This is a genomic window from Luteibacter sp. P4_E6 (assembly GCF_056401535.1).
The window spans coordinates 1-14712 of sequence record NZ_JBFUJE010000005.1 but is presented as its reverse complement, the minus strand read 5'-3'; the positions used below and the strand labels follow the sequence as shown (position 1 = coordinate 14712).

The window sequence follows — 14712 nt, the reverse complement described above, 5'->3', positions numbered from 1 at the left end:
CGCTCCGGTGTTGGATACCCCTCCCTCCCCCCGCTCCAGCACCGGAGCCCGGCCTTTTCTTCACCTACTGCTCCTTATGCTGTCCCTATCTCGGCCCGCCTCACGGTGTTGGCCGTTTTTCTTGTTGGGACAAGGAAAGACATGGGCCTCGAACTCGGAATGTTGCTGACCCTGATGCTCGGCATGGGGTTCGTCTGCCAGTGGATCGCCTGGCGGGTCCGGTTGCCGGCCATTCTCTTCCTCCTGCTTGCCGGCATCCTGGCCGGGCCCGTCACCGGACTGCTCCACCCGGACAAGGTACTGGGCRATCTGCTTTTCCCCATCGTGTCCTTGGCGGTGGCGGTGATCCTGTTCGAGGGCAGCCTCACCTTGCGTTTCCACGAGCTGAAGGGCATCGGCCACGCGGTGCGTGGACTGGTGACCTATGGCGCGATCCTCGCGTTGCTGATGCTCGCGGGTGCCGCACACTGGATCGGTGGCTTGAGCTGGGAGCTCTCCTTCCTGTTCGGCGCGCTGACGTGCGTGACGGGACCCACCGTGATCGCACCGATGTTGCGCACGGTCCGGCCGAACGCGCGCATCGCGAACGTCTTGCGCTGGGAAGGCATCGTCATCGACCCGATCGGGGCGCTGTTCGCGGTGCTGGTGTACGAAGCGATCGTGTCGCATCGCGAAGGGCATTCCATCCAGGTGTTCCTCGGCACGGTGGCCTGCGGCGCGATCGTCGGGGGCATCGCCGCCTTCGTACTGGGCCGGTTGCTGCGCCGTCACATCATTCCGGAATACCTGCAGAACTACGGCACGCTTGCCGCGGTCCTCGCCGCCTTCAGCCTGTCGAATGCGCTTGCCCATGAATCGGGCTTGCTAGCCGTCACCCTCATGGGTATCGCGCTGGGCAACATGCGCGACGTGCATATGGACGACATCATGGACTTCAAGGAGCACCTGACGACCTTGCTGGTGTCGACGTTGTTCATCCTGCTTGCCGCGCGACTGGACTGGCCACTTCCGGATGGTGCGCTGCTTGCCGGCATCCTCATCTTCGTGGTGGCGCAGCTGTTCATCAGGCCGCTCTCCGTTTTGTTGTCGAGCGTCGGCAGCGCGCTGCCGTGGCGCGAGCGTGCGTTGATCGCCTGGGTCGCGCCGCGTGGGATCGTGGCGGCGTCAGTGTCGGCCTTGTTTGCCATCCGTCTGGAGAAGATCGGCATGGCTGGCGCGGACAGGATGGTTCCCCTCGTGTTCCTGATGATTATCGGCACCGTCGTTTTCCAGAGCGCGACAGCGCGTCCGCTGGCGCGATGGTTGAAGGTCGCAGATCCGGAACCGCGCGGCGTGTTGATCTATGGTTCCGACGTGGTGGCGCTCGAGGTGGCACGCGCGCTCGCGGGGATAGAGGACTTGCGCGTGGTGGTCGCCGACGACGACTGGAATGGCATTCGCGCCGCGCGCATGGCCGGGTTGACGACGTTCTTCGGCAATCCGCAGTCGCAGGCCGCCGATCGCAACCTCGACCTGGCAGGCATTGGGCACCTTCTGGCGATGTCCACGCATCGCGAACTGAACTCACTCGCGAGCGTGCACTACAGGGAGGAGTTCGGGCGCGACAAGGTGTACCGTCTGCGCAATCTCTCGCCGGAGGAAAGTCACGGTCGCGCATCGCTCGCGGGCAGTCTCCTCGCCACGGCGCTGTTCGCCGACGACATGACCCATGCACGTTTCGCCGAGATGCTCCAGGATGGATGGCGGATCAAGTCGACGCGCCTGACCGAGACGTTCGACTGGCCGCATTTCATCGAGCAATACGGCTCGCGCACGGTGCCGCTCTTCGGTGTGGAAGAGAAGGGCGACCTCCGCATCGCCTCCGGCCACCGTGAGCTCGAACCCCGTCCGGGCTGGACCGTGATCGCGCTGGTTCCGGCGGTGCACTGACAGCCTTCCTTGACGTGGGTAGGGTTTCGCCTTGAAAATGCCGGCCGCGCTCGCGTGCGTTGTCATTTCCGCGGGCGTGGTCTCCCCCGGACCAGCCAGCCACGCTCGCCTTCGCGATCCAGCCAGCAAGCCCTCCGTTTACCTCAAGGAAGCTTGCCGTGCGTCCCTTCGATACGTTGTGCCGTCGCGCCATCCCGTTTTGTATCGCTGCGCTCCTCGCCGCGCCGATGGCTCATGCCGTCGATGATGTGGCCGAAAAAGACAAGGATAAAGTCACCGACCTGCAGGGCGTGAAAGTTCGTGCATCGACCGCGACCCAGGCCACCGTGGCCACGAAGACCGACGCACCGCTCATCGAGGTGCCGCAATCGGTGTTCGTGTCGGTCTGCTATGGCGAACTGGGATGTTCGTGGGGCAATCGCCGCACCGCGATGGCGAGTGCGACGTATCGCTGGTAACCCACCCAATAAACAGGCCGCGCCCCTCTGTCGGCAGGCGCGGCCCACGTGCTGCTGTTCTGTATGCGTGCGCGGCTTATGCCGCGGACGCCGGGTGGAACTGTTCTTCTTCGGTCGAGCCACTCAGCGCCGACAGCGAGCTGAATGAGCCAGAGATCACCTGGTTCACGGTGTCGAAGTAGCCGGTACCGACCTCGCGCTGGTGCTTGGCAGCGGTGTAGCCGTCCTTCTCCGCAGCGAACTCGGCTTCCTGCAGCYCCACGTAGGCCGCCATCTGACGGTCACGGTAGCCGCGTGCCAGCTGGAACATCGAGTAGTTCAGTGCATGGAAGCCGGCCAGGGTGATGAACTGGAACGCGTAACCCATCTCGCCCAGCTGCTTCTGGAAGGTGGCGATGGTCTTCTCGTCGAGATTCTTCTTCCAGTTGAAGCTCGGTGAGCAGTTGTAGGCGAGCTTCTTGCCGGGGAACTTCGCGTGGATGGCCTCGGCGAAGCGGCGGGCCTGCTCCATGTCGGGCGTGGCCGTCTCGCACCAGATCAGGTCTGCGTACGGCGCGTAGGACAGGCCGCGGCTGATCGCCTGCTCGATGCCCTGTTTCGATTCGTAGAAGCCTTCCACCGTCCGCTTGCCGGTGAGGAAGGGCTTGTCGTTCTCGTCGATGTCCGTCGTGACGAGGCCCGCACCCATGGCGTCGGTACGCGCGACAATCAGGGTCGGCACGCCAGCGACATCGGCCGCAAGACGCGCAGCGATCAGCTTCTGCACCGCTTCCTGCGTCGGAACGAGCACCTTGCCGCCCATGTGGCCGCACTTCTTCGCGCTGGCCAGCTGGTCTTCGAAATGCACGCCGGCAGCACCGGATTCGATCATGTGGGCCATCAGTTCGTACGCGTTGAGCACGCCGCCGAAGCCGGCCTCGGCGTCGGCGACGATCGGCACCAGCCAGTCGATGTTGTCCTTGCCTTCGGCGTGATGGATCTGGTCGGCGCGGAGCAGGGTCTTGTTGATCTTGCGAACGACATTCGGCACCGAGTCGACCGGATACAAGGACTGATCGGGGTACATGGTGCCGGCGGTGTTCGCATCGGCCGCGACCTGCCAACCGGACAGATAAATGGCCTGCAGGCCGGCCTTCACCTGYTGCATGGCCTGGTTGCCGGTCAGCGCGCCGAGCGCGTTGACGTAGGGCTTGTCGTGGATCGACCGCCACAGGCGCTCGGCACCGCGGCGCGCGAGTGTGTACTCGACCTGCACCGTACCGCGAAGACGTATCACATCCTCGGCGGAGTACGGACGCTCGATGCCGTTCCAGCGATCGTTGTTCTTCCAGTCCAGCGTGATCTGTTCGGCAGTATGCGTCTTCATGGTGTGACTCCTTGGAGAATGATCAGGACAGGTGTTCGTAGGCGGGCAGGGTGAGGAAGTCGCGGAGCTCGTCGGCATGCGTCAGCGCTGAGATCAGCGCGGCAGCCTGCTCGGCGCGCGATGCGCCTGGGTGCGAGCTTTCACGAAGGCGGTGGCAGTGCGTCGCCAGCGCGTGGTCGAACAGTGCGAAGTCGATCGGTGCGTGGTCGCTGAATTCCAGCGGCTCGTGATGCAGCCACTGCCAGAGCTGCGCACGTGCGATCTCGGCGGTGGCGGCGTCTTCCATCAGGTTGTGGATGGGCACGCAACCGAGGCCTTCCAGCCAGGCGGCCGTGTAGCGGAGGCAGACTTCCACGTTGTTGTCGAAACCCGGGCGCGTGATCGTGCCGATCGCCGGCGCGATGAGTGCGTCGCGCGAGGCCACGACGTCGTCGCGCTGCACATGCAATTGGTTGGACGTGCGCATGTGTTCGTCGAAGATGGCCTGGGCAATCGGCACGAGCGCAGGATGAGCCACCCACGTGCCGTCATGTCCTGCTGTAACTTCGCGAAGCTTGTCGGCTCGCACCTTGGCCATGGCTTCGTCGTTCGCTACTTCGTTGCCGCGAATAGGTATCTGCGCCGCCATGCCGCCCATCGCGAAGGCGCCACGGTGATGGCAGGTCCGAATGAGCAGTTCCGAGTACGCCTTGAGGAAGGGCGCCGTCATGCCGACCTGGCCACGCTCCGGCAACAGGCGGTCGCCGTGGGCGCGGAAGGTCTTCAGGTAGGAAAAGATGTAGTCCCAGCGACCGCAGTTCAGGCCGACGATGCGATCGCGCAGGGCGTGCAGGATCTCGTCCATCTGGAACACGGCGGGCAGCGTCTCGATCAGCACCGTGGCCTTCATCGTGCCGTGGGGCAGGTCCAGCACAGTTTCCGCGTGGGCCATCACCGATTCCCACAGCGCTGCCTCTTCCATGCTCTGCAACTTGGGCAGGTAGAAATAGGGCCCGTGATCGCGGGCATGCAGCGCCTTGGCGTTATGGAAGGCGTAGAGGCCGAAGTCCACCAGCGCACCGGCGACCACATCGCCATCGACCTCTGCGTGGCGTTCCGGCAGGTGCCAGCCACGGGGGCGAACCACGAGGACGGCGGGCTGCTTGCCCACGCGATAAACCTTGCCCTCGGCGTTGGTGAATTCGATCGTGCCATCGACGGCATCACGCAGGTTTCGCTGGCCCTCGATCTGGTTCGTCCAGGTCGGGGCGCTCGAATCCTCGAAGTCCGCCATGAAGACCTTCGCGCCGGAATTGAGCGCGTTGATGATCATCTTGCGTTCGACGGGGCCGGTGATCTCCACGCGGCGGTCCATCAGGGCATCGGGGATAGCCGCCACCGACCAGTCGGCCTCGCGGATCGTGGCCGTGTCCGGCCTGAAGTCCGGCAGCTCGCCGGCGTCGTAGCGGAGCTGGCGGGCTGTCCGCTCGGCGAGCAGGGCCAGGCGCCGGCTGTCGAAGCGGCGGTGCAGGTCGGCGACAAAGGCAACGGCACCCGGCGTCAGGACGTCGTTGTAGGTGTTGCTGCCGTCGCCGAAGCGGACGCCCGCCAGGGGGTCGATCACGTTCTTGGGAACTGCCATGGGATCTGCCTCGGGCTGCGGGTCTGGTATCCACCCTAGGTCCGAAGCGTTGCTTTTGACAAAACAAATGTTTCAAAGCTTTACATTAACAATGCTAATGTGAGGTACAACATCCTAATTACGTGGACTAAATTCGATGGTCCGTAAGCTGAATCCGCCAAAAAAGGCCCCCGCGAAGCGCGCGAAGCCGCGCATGGCTGATCGTCCTGCGGACGAGGAAGGTGGCCGGTTCTATTACAAAGGGAACCGGCTCAAGCAGCTGCGGGCCTTCGTCTACACGACCCGGCTGGGCACGCTCAGTCGAGCCGCCGAGGCACTCTTCCTGTCTCAGCCCTCGGTGAGCCTCCAGCTCAAAGCCCTGGAGCGCGAGCTTGGGACCCACCTGCTGGAGCGGACCCGGCGCCGTATCACGCTGACGGATGCCGGTGAGGCGCTGTACGAACTGGCGCGCCCGCTGGTCGAAGGCTTCGAGAACCTCGATCGGGAGTTCCAGTCCAAGACCAAGGGCGCTCAGGCGGGCAAGCTGACCGTCGCCGCCGGCTCGTCGACCATTCAGTACCTGCTCCCGGAACTGGTCAAGACCTACCGCGAGCGTTTCCCTCACGTCCACCTGGCCTTGTCCAACGTCACCAACCGCGACGGGCTGGCGCTCCTGCGCAACGACGAAGTGGATATCGCCGTCGGCTCGATGATCGACGTGCCGCACGACATCGCCTGGGCGCCGGTCTACCACTACGACCCGATGCTGATCATGCCGCCGGACCACCCGCTGGCATCCAAGACTGACATTCGGCTGGAGGATCTTTCGCCTTACGGGTTGATCCTTCCGCCAAAGCGTCTGACCACGTATCGCCTTGTCGACATGGTTTTCCAGCAGCGGAAAGTGCCTTACACCGTCGCGATCGAGGTGGGCGGTTGGGACGTGATCAAGCAGTACGTTGCGATGGGACTCGGCATTTCGATCGTGACGGGGATCTGTATTACGGAGGCGGATCGCGAGCGTCTGGTCGTGAAAAACCTGCGGCAGTACTTTCCGCAGCGAAGCTACGGTGTGGTGATGCGGAAGGGGAAGTTCCTGAGCCCCGAGGCGAGGGCGTTCATCGATCTGATTCGGCCGGGCTTGCTGACACATCGCGACTATGACGAGTCGGGACATTCGGAACGCTAATCACGCGTAAACATCGACGCCCCGGCCATTCAGATAGTCAGTCAACCGTTCAATTCCGAGGAGGGCGTCGATGCTCGTTTCGTAATGACGTATCGCGAGCGCGTACATGATGTCGTCGACTCCGCGGATGGACTCACGTCCGTCCCGGGCTTCCTTGAGCGGATCGATCAATCCCTTGTAATCAAGTTGGTAGTTGCCGAGATGTGTGAAAGCCTCATGAGCGAGGTAACCCTCGTGATGCAACATGAGGATAAAGTTGCTGAGTTCCACCGGATCAATAGAGCGGATATTTACGTTACGAAGTTTCTCCTTGGTAGTTTCGTCCAGCGTCTGCGCAATCTCAGCGATRCTGCCGCCCTTGATCGGCTTATCCCGCAGCATGCAGTGGCTAGTGCGACGGCTCTGAAGTTGCCACGGCTTGCTGGTTGGTGTCGGTGTCCTGAGGACGCTCGCCGTGTCCATGGTCTGCTCTCTCGTATTCGTCTGTACGACGAGACTGGCTGAGCGCACTCGCAAGTTGAGTCGGGGATCGGCGCGGTAATCAATCGGGCGGCGCCGTTTCTGCGTGCRTATCAGACGGCACGGCATGGCCCTTAGGGTAATCCTACGTCCATCGGCGAACTCGTCCGGCATCAGCCCGGTACGGTCCTCTCTAACGTGGTCGTGCGCAATGACGCGCTATCTCGGGAGCTATCATGAACTCAGCTTTGAAGGCCGCACTTTTTCTTGGAGCGCTTGTACCGCTTGCATCGGGTTCGGCGGTTCACGCTGCTCAGGCGACAGGGAAGTTACAGGACACACGAGGTCGGTGCTTCGCCTATCCGAAGGACCAGACGCTGCGGGGAGATCTTGTCGCCGGTCAAGTGTATGAATTCTTCAGTTGGACCACGAAGTGTACGAGCGCTACGTCCACCTCAGTGACGGGAAGTGCGTGGCTCGAATCATCGTTGCAGCGACTTGTAAATGGCCAGTGGCAAACGCTTGCTAGCGGGTCCTACCTTTTCGCTAACATAGGCCCTGGCACGTACCGAGTGGTGGTGAAGAACACATCGCAAGCTCGTGCCTTCTACACCATTCGTCACGGGCATGCCCTCGGTTGACGCATGCCAGGACTCAAGCGGTCCGGTGCTTCCCTTGATATCCAGCGAACATGGCGCGAATGCGCGTCATGTCCGCTTCTGTATCGTTCGTCGTCTCGACGACGGGACCCAAGGTAAACGTCTTCGTCGGATAGTCGATGAAGATGGGCAAGATGGGGACATTCGCTGCGCTCGCGATACGCAGGAAGCCGGACTTCCACTGCTTCACTGCTTTGCGTGTGCCCTCGGGGGCGATACCGAGCCACATCTTCTCGCGCGTTGCGAACCTCTCGACCATCTGGCCGACGACATCGGTCGCCGCTTTTCGGTCGATCGGCACCATGCCGAGGCGCCGCACGATCGGGCCGAATGGGCCGTTGAGCACTTCGCGCTTGATCATCACGCCGAGGTCCAGGCCCATTGCCGACTTCATCAGCAAGCCCCACACACCGTCCCAATACGACGAGTGCGGCGCGCCGATGACAACGACCTTGGGAAGATTCGGCAGCTCGCCGATGAATCGCCAGCCACTACGACGAATCGCCCAGCGGCTCAGCCGCATCCACCAGGAATCGGGTAGCGAAGGAACGTTCGGCGGAAGATGTTCGGGATAGGGGCTCAATCGCTGCTCCAGTCTCGCGAACGCCCTCGCTTGGTCTGGCCCCGCTGCGTCTTACCTACGAGACGGCGTTCCTTCGATGCGCGCGTGGGCTTCGTTGCCACACGCTTCTTCGCGACGACGGTGGCTTCGCGAATCACGTCGACCAGGCGGTCGCGCGCGTCGTCGCGGTTGCGGGCCTGGTCACGGAAGCGCCGCGCCTGGATCACCATCACGCCCGCGTCGGTCATTCGCCTGTCCCGACGAGCGAGCWGGCGTGCGCGCACTTCGTCTGGCAGTGACGGCGACGACGCGACGTCGAAGCGCAACTCGACAGCGCTCTCCGTCCGATTGACGTGCTGGCCCCCCGGACCGTCGGCGCGCATGAAGCGCTCAGTCAGTTCGCTGTCGGGGATCGTGATGTTGGCTGTGACGATGAGCATGGTTGGCGGATTCTACCAGCGTGCTTCCTGGTTCCATGGTGCAGCGCGAGAGCAGAGCGAAGGACGCGAGTGGCGCCTACATCGCGTGATGGGCTACACCCAGGTTCGGGTCAGATCAAGGCGCGCCAGTATCGGAGGCTCTTTCCTCGAGCCTTCGCATTGGAATTGGCTATGCTTAACGTTAATGTTAATCCTTGGTCGCCCCCCCTACGCGGCCGAAGGCCCGTACATGGACGACACAATCAAGCTGGCTCGGCTCCGCCTGTTGGCTGAGGCTGGATCTTTATCGACCGCGACGGTTGTCGGTCGCAAATCAGGTTGGACTGTGCGCGTTGACATGGAAGACGGCGCACGCACGTTGTGTTCCGCCGACGGTACGCTGCGCATCTTCTCAACGACGGATAGCGCCATTGCCCAGATGGCGCGTCTGGGCGTGACCCGGTTAAGCGTCATTGCAGACGCCTACGAAGCAGGAAGTCTGCGCGCCCCCCGTCCCGATCGTGCGCTAGCACTTAAGGAGACGGCGGAATACGCGGATTGGCTAAAGGCCAAGGTAGAAAAGTCGGTGGTCAGGGTCGCCTCCGGCGAGTCGAGGCTSTATCCCCTTGACGAGGCCAGATCTCGTGTCGCGGAGCTGCTAGAAGGCATGGAGGCTCGTAAGAAGCGCTCGCCCTGATGCCCGACAAACGAGTTGACCTGCACCTGTCGGATGACGCCCTGCATGATATGGAAGCGATCGTTGCCTGGTACGAGTCTCAGGCAGCCTGGCAGGCCGCAGAGGATGTTCTGCTAGCAATCATGGATGCAATCGAAAGTATCGTTGCGCATCCGGAGGCCGGTGGGATGWCGGTAAGCGGCAGCCGCGAGCGCGTGCTTTCGGCCGTTCCTTACCGTGTTGTCTATCATTTCGATGCAATGTACGACCACGTGACGGTTCACGCGGCGGTACACACGCGGCGCCAGCGGCCCTTGTAGGTCGACTAAGCGACCGTACTCGCGCGTCGCTAGCTCGCTGCCTTCCACGCCTCGACCTGAGCCTCGTAAGCCTCCGCCCATGCGAACCGCTCAAGCAGCTTGAGCCACGTCTCATCCAGCCCTGCATCGATCGCCATCGGGCGCCCATCGACAGGATGCTCGAACTCCAGCCGCGCTGCATGCAGCAGCAGCCGGTGTGACGAGAAGTACTGCTTGAACAGACGATTGTGATCGCCACGCCCGTGCTGGCTATCACCGACGATCGGGTGATGGATGTGCGCGAAGTGCTTCCGGATCTGGCGGAATCGCCCGGTGCGCGGTTCCGCGACGGCAAAGGCATACCTCTGCTTGTCGTAGCGACCCATCGCGATATCGACTTCCGTCGTGCCCAGCTGCCTGTAGTCCGTCGTGGCATCGCGACGCGGCCCGGTGTCCTTTGAGCCCGGCAAGGGATAGTCGATCGTGCCGGCCTCGGGGTCTGGCCAGCCACGAACCACCGCGAGGTAGCGTTTGCGCACACTGCGTCCCATGAACTGCTCGCCCATCTGACTGGCCGCTTCGGGCGAGCGCGCGACCAGGAGAACGCCAGACGTGGCACGGTCCAGGCGATGCGCAAGGTGCAGTTTCCCTTCGACCTGTTCGCGAAGCAGGTCGATCAGGAAGGCGTCATCGGGACCGACGAACTTCGATCGGTGCACCGCGAGATTGGCCGGCTTGTYGACGGCGACGATGTCGTCGTCCTGATAGAGGATCTCGAGCATGGGCTCAGCCGACGCGGCGCGGCCAGCCGGCGGCGAAGGCGATCACGCCCGCCACCGCAGCCACGATGGCCGGCCACGTGCCGCGTGCGGCCAGCGTGCCGACCAGGGCGGCGCAGACCAGCAGCGATGAACCCAGCAGGCTGCAGGCCACGAGTCGGCGCATGCGCCGCGCATCGTCGCGGGCCAGCGCAAGCGCGTGCGGGTCGGCCATCTGACGCAGCTGACCGCTGCCGACCTGACGCAGCGCATCCCGTACGAGCTCCGGCACCTGAGGCGCCGTTTGGATCCATTGCGGCAGGCGGCGACGCACATCGCGCAGCGTCGCGCGTAAGCTGTAGCGCTCGCGGAGGATGCGGCGAAGCACCGGATGAGCGACGGCCCAGATGTCGATCTCGGRGTCGAGCATGCGCCCGACGCCTTCGATATTGAGCAGGGTCTTCTGCAGGAGGATCAGCTGCGGCTGCAGCGTCAGCTCGAACTTTCGCGCGGTCTGGAACAGCTTCACCACCAGTTCGGCGATGGATATCTTCGCGAGAGGCTGGGTGAAATAGGGTTCGCAAACGGTGCGTATGGCCGCCTCGAGTTCGTCCAGCCTGAGCGTGGCAGGCATCCAGCCCGCGGCGACATGCAGCTGCGCGATGCGCGCGTAATCGCGCTCGAACAGGGCGATGAAATTCTCGGCAAGCCAGAACTGATCGGCTTCGGGCAGGGAGCCCATGATGCCGAAGTCGAGCGCGATGAAACGGGGTTCGTCGACGCGCGTGAGGTCGACCCAGATGTTGCCCGGGTGCGCATCGGCGTGAAAGAAGTTGTCGCGGAACACCTGCTCGTAGAACAGCCGCACCCCTTTCTCGGCGAGGTACTTGCGATCGAGACCGGCCGCATCGATCGCCGCAATGTCGTCACAGCTGACGCCGTAGACGCGTTCGAGCGTGAGCACGCCCTCGGTGCTCAGGTCCCAATGCACTTCCGGCACGTAGAGATCCACGCCACTGGCGAAGTTGCGACGGAGCAGGCTGGCGCTGGCACCTTCCCGTCGCAGGTCGAGCTCATTCGAGAGCATCTTCTCGACTTCGGCGACCACCTCGAGCGGACGGATCTTGTCRGCATTCGGATGCCAGCGCTGGGCGAGCTCGCCCAGCGCGTGGAGAAGATCGACGTCGCGTGCAATGCGCTTGTCGATGCCGGGACGCAGCACCTTGACGACAACGGCGCGGCCATCGTGCAGCGTGGCAGCGTGCACCTGGGCGATCGACGCGGAGGCCAGGGCGATTTCATCGAAGCTGGCATACAGCGTCGTCACCGCCGCCTTCAGCTCGCGTTCGACGATCGCGCGGGCCTCGGCGCCGGGGAAGGGCGGCACCTGATCCTGCAAGAGCGCCAGCTCGTCGGCGATGTCGGCGGGCACGAGGTCGCGACGCGTCGAAAGTACCTGGCCGGCCTTGACGAAGATGGGGCCGAGATCGGTCAGGGCGAGTCGCAGTCGCGCCCCACGTGGCAGCGCCCGAACCTCGGCAGGCACGCCGGGAAAGAGGGGGCGCACCAGCCTCAACGAACGGAAAACCGGCGTCCCATCCGCGAGGTCGTCGAGCTGGTACTTCATGAGGATAGAGGCAACGCGCAACAGGCGCGGCAACAGACGCAGCGGCGTCATGCGTGACGCCCTTTCAAGGCGCGCTCGAGGCGGGCCAGACGGGCCTCGGCACGCTCGGTGCGTTCACGCACGTCATCGACGCCGTCGAGGAAGGCATCTGCCTCGCCGGGTGCGACGGCGACGCGCCCCTCATCACGAAGCCAGTCGGCCCCGTCCTCGGTGAGGTGGGACACGGACTCGCGGGCGTGGGCGAGGCCATCCCGTAGCGCTTTGGCCAACGGCACACCGATGGTGTCGCCAAACGTTTTCGCGAACGCCTCTTCGACGTCCGGTGCGTATTGGCGCGTGAGCTTCTCGAGCCGCCGTGCCAACTCGGCGTCACCCGCGATATCCACCTTGCCGGGAGCCACACCGTCGTCGTCGCGGCGCATGGCCATGGCCAGCAGGCTGGCCGGTGATGCCGTGACACGCAGGCTGCCACCTTCTGCCGGAGGTCCGACGCGAAGGCGTCCCTTCTCGACCGAGATGCGCAGGGCCAGGTCCGGTCCGCTTAGGTGCACCTGTACGCTGCGGCCGTCGAGCACGTCCAGACGGGCGCGGGTGTCCGGGTCCAGGTCGACGGCACGGTTGAGTGCTGCCTCCATGGCACGTCCGGCGAGGACGCGAAGCGGGCGGGGCAGGAATCGATTGGGGCCGGCGTCAGCCGAGGGACGATCGGAAGTCATGCCGCAATTGTAGCCCGCCAGCTCGCGTGCAGCGGCATCCGGGCCGTTCAGGACGCGCCGTCGAAACCCGCCTGGCGCCACGCCTCGAACACGGCAACGGCCACCGCGTTGGAAAGGTTGAGGCTACGGTTGCCCGGTCGCATCGGCAGGCGGACGCGATGCTCCTCGGGAATGGCATCGAGCACGTCGTCTGGCAAGCCCGCTGTTTCGCAGCCGAAGAGAAGCGCGTCGCCTTCGGCGAACGAGACATCGGTATGGAGATGCTGACCCCGGGTCGAGAAGGCGAAGACCCGCGGATGGCCGATGGCGGCGAGGCAGGCGTTCAGGTCGTCGTGGACGGCGACGCTTGCGAACTCGTGGTAGTCCAGGCCGGCGCGGCGGAGACGGGCGTCGTCCAGCTCGAATCCGAGCGGTCGCACCAGATGCAGGGCCGCGCCTGTGTTGGCACAGAGGCGAATGACGTTGCCCGTGTTGGGCGGTATTTCGGGTCGGAAGAGAATGACGTGGGGCATGCGCCCATTATGAGGCGATGCGGGGGCAGACGATGCCATCGGGTGGCACGCCGCAGCCGTTGGTGATTGCGCCGGCTGCCGTGCCGACCGTCGCCAGCTGTACCGGGTTGCCGGTGTAGGCGAGCATGTTGCCCAGGATCAGGCCGCAGACGACGAGCGAGGCGACCAGCAGGCTGCGGAGCATCAGGAGTTCGTGATTCATGGCGTAGGTTCCGTAAATTCTTAAAGGGTGGCTATTCAGAACATCTGGCCGAGGGTCAGGCCGCAGATCAGCATCGAGGTCACGAGCAGGCCGCGCATCATCAGCATTTCGTACTTCATGGCGTTCTCCGGATCGATGTCGGGCGGGAAGTCCACCCGGCTTGGCAGGACTAGTAACGCAAACGCCGTGCCAGCTTTTAAGGGCGTGCAATCAGCTGATTCGTATGAGGTTTGTCAGGTGGCGACGCTGCGAGTCGATGTCCGCGGACACTGACCACGTGACAGCGGACACCGTCCGGACCGTGCAGGACGGCTGATTGCGTCCGATGGACCGCGCGGGCTAGCCTCGGAGGGATCGGGCCATAGAGGCCCACAGGAGCCGCTATGAAGAAACGATTCGCCCTGCTTGCTGCCGGGCTGATTTCCGTCGTTGGAGTCGCCGGAGCGGCCACCCCGTCCCCCGACGCCATCCCGGATATCCCCTTCACGCGGTTCCAGTTGCCCAATGGCCTGACCGTCGTGGTCCATGAGGATCACAAGGCCCCCGTCGTTGCGGTAAGTATCTGGTACCACGTCGGCTCCGCCGACGAGCCCGCCGGCAAGACAGGCTTCGCGCACCTCTTCGAGCACCTCATGTTCTCGGGCTCGGAGAACCGCAAAGGAACGTATTTCCAGCCGTTCGAAGTGGCCGGCGCCACCGACATGAACGGCACTACGTGGTTCGATCGCACCAACTATTTCGAGACCGTGCCGACGACCGCGCTGGACATGGCCCTGTGGATGGAATCCGACCGCATGGGCCACCTCCTCGGTGCCATCGGGCAGAAGGAACTCGACACCCAGCGCGGCGTCGTGCAGAACGAAAAGCGCCAGGACGAGAACCGTCCCTATGGCCGCGTCGATGAAAACATCCTGGTCAACACCTACCCGGCCAACCACCCCTATCACCACGACACCATCGGCTCGATGGACGATCTGGACAAGGCCTCGCTCGCCGACGTGAAGCACTGGTTCAACAGCTACTACGGCGCAGCCAACACCACGCTCGTGCTCGCCGGTGACATCACGGTGGCCCAGGCCAAGGCCAAGGCGGAAACGTACTTCGGCGACATCCCCGCAGGGCCGCCGGTGCCGCGTCAGCAGCCGTGGATTACGCCTGTCGCGACCTCCACGCGCGGCACGCAGCATGACCAGGTCGCACAGACCCGCATCGTTCGCACATGGGTCGTGCCGCAGCTCGGCAGCGATGACTCCGTTCAGCTCGATCTCGCCACCACGGTGC

The 14712-nt window shown here is 63.8% G+C and carries 16 protein-coding genes; 6 read left to right on the top strand and 10 right to left on the bottom strand.

Going from position 1 to position 14712, the window contains the following annotated elements; translation table 11 throughout:
* Positions 1 to 141: 141 nt before the first annotated feature.
* Both AC1DT2_RS00945 and AC1DT2_RS00940 read left to right on the top strand, forming a co-directional pair.
* Entirely contained in the window at positions 142 to 1929 is a 1788-nt protein-coding gene (locus AC1DT2_RS00945; RefSeq protein ID WP_477293544.1) for a cation:proton antiporter, read from the top strand.
* A 158-nt stretch (positions 1930 to 2087) separates the two neighbouring features.
* The gene (locus AC1DT2_RS00940) at positions 2088 to 2387 is read left to right on the top strand and encodes a hypothetical protein (protein ID WP_477293542.1); all 300 of its coding nucleotides are present in this window, start codon (positions 2088 to 2090) and stop codon (positions 2385 to 2387) included.
* A 76-nt stretch (positions 2388 to 2463) separates the two neighbouring features.
* Here the strand turns inward: AC1DT2_RS00940 and aceA are convergent, their stop codons facing one another.
* Both aceA and aceB read right to left on the bottom strand, forming a co-directional pair.
* Positions 2464 to 3753 carry an isocitrate lyase gene (gene aceA / locus AC1DT2_RS00935; RefSeq protein ID WP_477293540.1) on the bottom strand — a complete coding sequence of 430 codons (1290 nt, stop codon included), beginning with the start codon at positions 3751 to 3753 and terminating at the stop codon, positions 2464 to 2466.
* Positions 3754 to 3775: 22 nt separating this feature from the next.
* Positions 3776 to 5374, bottom strand: a complete 1599-nt coding sequence (aceB, locus tag AC1DT2_RS00930; RefSeq protein WP_477293539.1) for a malate synthase A — start codon at positions 5372 to 5374, stop codon at positions 3776 to 3778.
* Between the two features lie 193 nt (positions 5375 to 5567).
* On the opposite strand from aceB, the gene AC1DT2_RS00925 reads away from it, so the two are divergent.
* Positions 5568 to 6542 (top strand): LysR family transcriptional regulator, encoded by a 975-nt coding sequence (locus AC1DT2_RS00925; RefSeq protein WP_255548568.1) that lies wholly within the window; start codon positions 5568 to 5570, stop codon positions 6540 to 6542.
* On the opposite strand, the gene AC1DT2_RS00920 is transcribed toward AC1DT2_RS00925, so the two are convergent.
* From AC1DT2_RS00920 to arfB, 3 genes are all read right to left on the bottom strand, one after another.
* Complete coding sequence (locus AC1DT2_RS00920; protein ID WP_477293536.1) at positions 6543 to 7004, bottom strand: hypothetical protein; 462 nt, start codon at positions 7002 to 7004, stop codon at positions 6543 to 6545. It abuts the gene before it with no gap.
* A gap of 651 nt (positions 7005 to 7655) precedes the next feature.
* The gene (locus tag AC1DT2_RS00915) at positions 7656 to 8243 is read right to left on the bottom strand and encodes a 1-acyl-sn-glycerol-3-phosphate acyltransferase (RefSeq protein ID WP_477293534.1); all 588 of its coding nucleotides are present in this window, start codon (positions 8241 to 8243) and stop codon (positions 7656 to 7658) included.
* Positions 8240 to 8662: an alternative ribosome rescue aminoacyl-tRNA hydrolase ArfB gene (gene arfB / locus AC1DT2_RS00910; protein ID WP_477293532.1), complete on the bottom strand. Its 423-nt coding sequence runs from the start codon at positions 8660 to 8662 to the stop codon at positions 8240 to 8242. Before arfB ends, AC1DT2_RS00915 begins: the two co-directional genes overlap by 4 nt.
* A 229-nt stretch (positions 8663 to 8891) precedes the next feature.
* On the opposite strand from arfB, the gene AC1DT2_RS00905 reads away from it, so the two are divergent.
* Entirely contained in the window at positions 8892 to 9338 is a 447-nt protein-coding gene (locus AC1DT2_RS00905) for a hypothetical protein (RefSeq protein WP_477293530.1), read from the top strand.
* Complete coding sequence (locus AC1DT2_RS00900; protein WP_477293528.1) at positions 9338 to 9637, top strand: type II toxin-antitoxin system RelE/ParE family toxin; 300 nt, start codon at positions 9338 to 9340, stop codon at positions 9635 to 9637. Before AC1DT2_RS00905 ends, AC1DT2_RS00900 begins: the two co-directional genes overlap by 1 nt.
* Positions 9638 to 9666: 29 nt before the next feature.
* Here the strand turns inward: AC1DT2_RS00900 and AC1DT2_RS00895 are convergent, their stop codons facing one another.
* Genes AC1DT2_RS00895 through AC1DT2_RS00875 form a run of 5 tightly spaced genes read right to left on the bottom strand, consistent with a single transcriptional unit; the run spans position 9667 to position 13431 of the window.
* On the bottom strand, positions 9667 to 10398 hold the full coding sequence (locus tag AC1DT2_RS00895; RefSeq protein WP_477293526.1) for a pseudouridine synthase: 732 nt from the start codon (positions 10396 to 10398) through the stop codon (positions 9667 to 9669).
* Between the two features lie 4 nt (positions 10399 to 10402).
* Positions 10403 to 12052, bottom strand: a complete 1650-nt coding sequence (gene ubiB, locus AC1DT2_RS00890) for a ubiquinone biosynthesis regulatory protein kinase UbiB (RefSeq protein ID WP_477293524.1) — start codon at positions 12050 to 12052, stop codon at positions 10403 to 10405.
* Positions 12049 to 12717, bottom strand: a complete 669-nt coding sequence (locus AC1DT2_RS00885) for a ubiquinone biosynthesis accessory factor UbiJ (RefSeq protein ID WP_063571273.1) — start codon at positions 12715 to 12717, stop codon at positions 12049 to 12051. The genes ubiB and AC1DT2_RS00885 overlap by 4 nt, the downstream gene beginning before the upstream one ends.
* Before the next feature lie 47 nt (positions 12718 to 12764).
* Complete coding sequence (locus AC1DT2_RS00880) at positions 12765 to 13229, bottom strand: tRNA (cytidine(34)-2'-O)-methyltransferase (RefSeq protein ID WP_477293522.1); 465 nt, start codon at positions 13227 to 13229, stop codon at positions 12765 to 12767.
* Between the two features lie 7 nt (positions 13230 to 13236).
* Complete coding sequence (locus tag AC1DT2_RS00875) at positions 13237 to 13431, bottom strand: hypothetical protein (protein WP_063571271.1); 195 nt, start codon at positions 13429 to 13431, stop codon at positions 13237 to 13239.
* A 383-nt stretch (positions 13432 to 13814) separates the two neighbouring features.
* Between AC1DT2_RS00875 and AC1DT2_RS00870 the strand changes: the two genes are divergently transcribed.
* On the top strand, positions 13815 to 14712 hold an 898-nt coding region (locus tag AC1DT2_RS00870), incomplete at its 3' end, for a M16 family metallopeptidase (protein ID WP_477293520.1).

Bases quoted from the DNA above. Each gene is read 5' to 3' on its own strand.
- AC1DT2_RS00885 (WP_063571273.1), bottom strand. From the start codon at position 12,717: ATGACTTCCGATCGTCCCTCGGCTGACGCCGGCCCCAATCGATTCCTG.
- aceB (WP_477293539.1), bottom strand. From the start codon at position 5,374: ATGGCAGTTCCCAAGAACGTGATCGACCCCCTGGCGGGCGTCCGCTTC.
- AC1DT2_RS00880 (WP_477293522.1), bottom strand. From the start codon at position 13,229: ATGCCCCACGTCATTCTCTTCCGACCCGAAATACCGCCCAACACGGGC.
- AC1DT2_RS00925 (WP_255548568.1), top strand. From the start codon at position 5,568: ATGGCTGATCGTCCTGCGGACGAGGAAGGTGGCCGGTTCTATTACAAA.
- AC1DT2_RS00875 (WP_063571271.1), bottom strand. From the start codon at position 13,431: ATGAATCACGAACTCCTGATGCTCCGCAGCCTGCTGGTCGCCTCGCTC.